Below are 3,757 nucleotides of genomic sequence, written 5' to 3' on the forward strand. Positions count from 1 at the left end.
GGACCGGGAGTCGCGACCGTGGCAGGCGTTCATGGGCGGGGTCTGCGGGCGTGGAAGACGAACGCCGGGGGAGCGTTGCGCCACACCGTACGGCCCGCCACGACCTCCTCGAAACGATCGGCCAGCAACGAGCGGAAGCGCCGCGCCGAGCTGAGCGGGATGGCGTGGATGTAGGAGAACGTCGTGAACGCCGCCCCGTGGTTCATCGCCGACGTCACCGCGGTCAGCAGATCGCGCTGCAACGTCTGCGGGAACGCCGCCCACGGCAGTCCGCTCACCACCACGTCGGCCTGCCGCAGTCCGCGTTCGAAGAGCAACTCGCCCAGCCGTACGGCATCGGCGTGCGCCACGTCCACCTCGGGGAATCGCGCGGCGATCAGCTTGGCCATCGCCTCGTTCACCTCCACGGCGAGGTGATGGCCGCGCCCGGCGAGCCGCTGCTGGATCTCCGCGGTGAACGGCCCCGTGCCGGGGCCCAGCTCCACCACGGTCGGCTCGCCGCGCTCGGGGATCGGGGCGCAGACGGCGGCGGCCAGTCGCCGCGAACTGGGGGCGAAGGCGCCGATGGTGGTCGGCGCCCGCAGAAACTGGCCGAGAAACTGTGCGGTGTCATTAGGCATGGGGAGAAACCTACGGCCATGATCGGGTCGGAGCGCTCCCCCGTAAGGACGAACCCGCGGCCACTAGGAGGAGGCGGGGTCCTCCGCGCGGAGGATCAGGTCAATCACACTCGATGGATAGCGTGTGGGCATGCGTTGGCGCGGTGTGCCCCTGGACGTCCTCCTGGCGGCGTCGGGAGTGGGCCTGGATCTGTTGACCACGGCCCATGTCGGTGACACACCATACCTTCCCGCGGAGACGCACATCCCGATGGCTCTCCTCGCGGGCCTGCCCATGGGGCTCGTACGACGCCGGCCCGTGCCCGTCACCCTCTACCTCGCCGTCCTCCTGGTCGTCACCGACCGTCTCGGATCGTTCACGTCCAACACCGCGCAGATCCTCATCTGCGTCGCGCTCGGCGTGGCCGGGTTCCGTTCGAGCGCTCGGACCGTCGCCGCCGCGGTGGCCGCCACGATCGCCGCCACCGCGCTCAACATCGCCGACCCCGGCGTCGCGGTGAGCACGAGCACGTGGATGTACTCCGTGCTGCTGCCCGTCTTCCCCGCCGTGCTGGGCGCGTACCTGCGCGGGTCCGCCGGCCGGCTGGAGGAACGCGACGTCACCCCCGACGCGCTGCTCGCGGCGGGCGGAGTGGCGATCACCGTGCTCAGCACCTGGACGTCCTGGCACTCCGGCAGCCAGCCCGTCTGGGTCGTCGGGCTGCTCGCCGTGGTCGGCGGGTTGTCGCTGGGCATCGCCAGGCGCCTGCCCGGCCTGGTCTTCCTCCTGCAGGGCGTGCTGCTCGTCTCGGCCGACATCTACCTGAACGTGGCCGTCAACACCTGCCTGATCCTCACCCTGATCGCGGTCGGCGTGTTCGCCATGCGGGTCGCCTCCTGGGCCTGGACGGGCGCGGCGTACCTCACGGGCTGCCTGCTGGCCGCGATCGCCGTCGTCGGCGACGGCACCGAGGTCACCCCGTTCCGCGTCGGCGTGCTCATGACGCTGGTGGCGACGCCTGTCGCCATCGGCCGCTACCTCGGCATGCGCCAGGCCGCCGCGGTCGCCGGCCGCCTGCGGGCCGAGGAGTCCGCCCGGCTCACCCTGGCGCAGGTGCGGGCCGACCAGCTGGCCGAGCGCGAACGCATCGCCCGTGACGTCCACGACATCGTGGCCCACCACGTCGGCGCCATGGTGCTGCGGGCCAGCGCCGCCCGCTACACCGCGCCCGACGGCCCCGTCGCCGACGCGCTCAGCGACATCCGCGAGACCGGCCACCAGGTGCTGCAGGACCTGCGTGACCTGCTCGACCTGCTGCGCGACCCCGAACGCCAGCCCGACCTGCCGGCCAACCCCGCCGACGTCGTACGCGAGTCGGCCGAGCGGATGGCCGCCGCCGGGCTTGTGGTGGACTTGGACCTCGACCCGGCCACCGACCAGGCCCCGCTCATCGCGCGCGCCTCCGCCGCCCGCATCGTTCAGGAAGGACTCACGAACGTGCTCAAACACGCCGGACCCGGCACCCAGGTCCGCGTCGTCGTCAGCCCCGCGCAGGATGGGCTGAGCGTGGAGATCCGCAACGGCCGCCCGCCCACGACCATCGAACGCCTGCCGTCCTCCGGCCGCGGCCTGGCCGGCATGCGCGAACGCGTCCGCGCCCTCGGCGGCACCCTCACCGCCGGCCCCGACGGCGAGGGCGGCTGGCTCCTCGCCGCCCACCTGCCCGCCAGGAGCGCCGCATGATCCGGGTGCTCGTGGCGGACGACCAGGCTCTCGTACGCGCAGGCGTACGGATGCTGCTGCAGGCCGCCGGCGACATGGAGGTCGTCGGCGAGGCGGAGGACGGCGCCGAGGCGGTGCGCCTGGCCGAGCGCCACCTGCCGGACGTGATCCTCATGGACCTGCGCATGCCCAGGGTCGACGGGCTGGAGGCGATCAAACGGGTGCTCGCGGCCCGTCCAGGGACCAGGATCGTGGTGCTGACCACCTTCGCCGAGGACGCCAACGTGTACGCCGCCCTCCGCGCCGGCGCCGTCGGCTTCCTGGTCAAGGACGACGAGCCGGAGCGCATGGTCGACGCCGTACGGCGCGCGATGGCGGGGGAGCAGCTGCTGGCGCCTTCGGTGCTGCGGCGGGTCGTGGAGCGCTTCCTGGTGGCCGAGGAGCAGGCCGCGGCGCCCGCGCCCGCCGGGCTGACCGAGCGGGAGCTGGAGGTGCTCGCCCTGGTGGGCACCGGCCTGTCCAACGCCGAGATCGCCGAGGAGCTGCACGTCGGGGTCACCACGGTCAAGACCCACATCGCCTCGACCATGGAGAAGCTGGGCCTGCGCAACCGGATTCAGGCCGCGGTGGTGGCCCACCGCACGGGCCTGGTGGACGCCGCCTTCCGCCCAGTCCGCCCACCACGCCCCTGAGCCGTATCACGGCGACTTCGGTCTGGGCGTGGTCACCGGCAGCCGCCCGCCGCCGCTAAGGTCAAAGGCGTGTACGTGAAGATCTGCGGGTTGAGCGAGCCCGAGCACGTGACCACCGCCGTCGAGGCAGGGGCCGACGCCATCGGGTTCGTCATGACCAGGAGCCCGCGCAGGGTGACGCCCGAGCGTGCGGCCGAGCTGGCCGCCCAGGTTCCTCCCCATGTCCTGACCGTGGGGGTGTTCAGGGGCGAGGATCCGGAGACGGTCCGGGCAGCGGCGCTGGCCTCGGGCGTACGCGCGGTGCAGCTCCACGGCCGCCACCCGCACGCGGACTTCACCGCGCTCAAGGACCTCGGCGGCCTCCTGGTCCGGGCCGTGGACGCCGAGGCCGACCTGCGCTGCGGCGCCTACGACGAGGACCTCCTCCTCGTCGACGCCCCTCATGCCGGCTCCGGCCTCCCCTGGGACTGGGCCGCCGTCCACGGTCGCCCCTCAGGCCACTGGCTCCTCGCCGGCGGCCTGACCCCCGCCAACGTCACCGAGGCCGTCACCGCCGCGGCGCCATGGGGCGTCGACGTCTCGAGCGGCGTGGAGACCTCACCGGGCGTCAAGGACTCATCCCTCATCAGAGCCTTCCTCAAAGCAGCCCACAGCCGCTGAACCACGCGCCCGGCGAAAACGCGTGCCGTGGGGCCGGAGGGTTGGGTGGGGCGGCGGTTCATCGATGGGTGCGGAGGGGTTGG

At 72.9% G+C, this 3,757-nt stretch carries 4 protein-coding genes; 3 read left to right on the top strand and 1 reads right to left on the bottom strand.

Annotation, left to right across the window (positions count from 1 at the left end):
* Positions 1–29: 29 nt before the first annotated feature.
* Positions 30–620, bottom strand: a complete 591-nt coding sequence (locus ITP53_RS54365; RefSeq protein ID WP_195903312.1) for a class I SAM-dependent methyltransferase — start codon at positions 618–620, stop codon at positions 30–32.
* Between the two features lie 130 nt (positions 621–750).
* Here ITP53_RS54365 and ITP53_RS54370 point away from each other — a divergent pair, with 130 nt between their 5' ends.
* The 3 genes from ITP53_RS54370 to ITP53_RS54380 all read left to right on the top strand — a co-directional run bounded on the left by ITP53_RS54370 (position 751) and on the right by ITP53_RS54380 (position 3,674).
* Positions 751–2,343, top strand: a complete 1,593-nt coding sequence (locus ITP53_RS54370; protein ID WP_236052228.1) for a sensor histidine kinase — start codon at positions 751–753, stop codon at positions 2,341–2,343.
* Positions 2,340–3,014 (top strand): response regulator, encoded by a 675-nt coding sequence (locus ITP53_RS54375; RefSeq protein WP_195903313.1) that lies wholly within the window; start codon positions 2,340–2,342, stop codon positions 3,012–3,014. The genes ITP53_RS54370 and ITP53_RS54375 overlap by 4 nt, the downstream gene beginning before the upstream one ends.
* A 69-nt stretch (positions 3,015–3,083) precedes the next feature.
* Positions 3,084–3,674: a phosphoribosylanthranilate isomerase gene (locus tag ITP53_RS54380; protein ID WP_195903314.1), complete on the top strand. Its 591-nt coding sequence runs from the start codon at positions 3,084–3,086 to the stop codon at positions 3,672–3,674.
* Positions 3,675–3,757 lie beyond the last annotated feature (83 nt).

It is taken from the genome of Nonomuraea cypriaca (assembly GCF_015645445.1).
Lineage (GTDB): Bacteria > Actinomycetota > Actinomycetes > Streptosporangiales > Streptosporangiaceae > Nonomuraea > Nonomuraea cypriaca.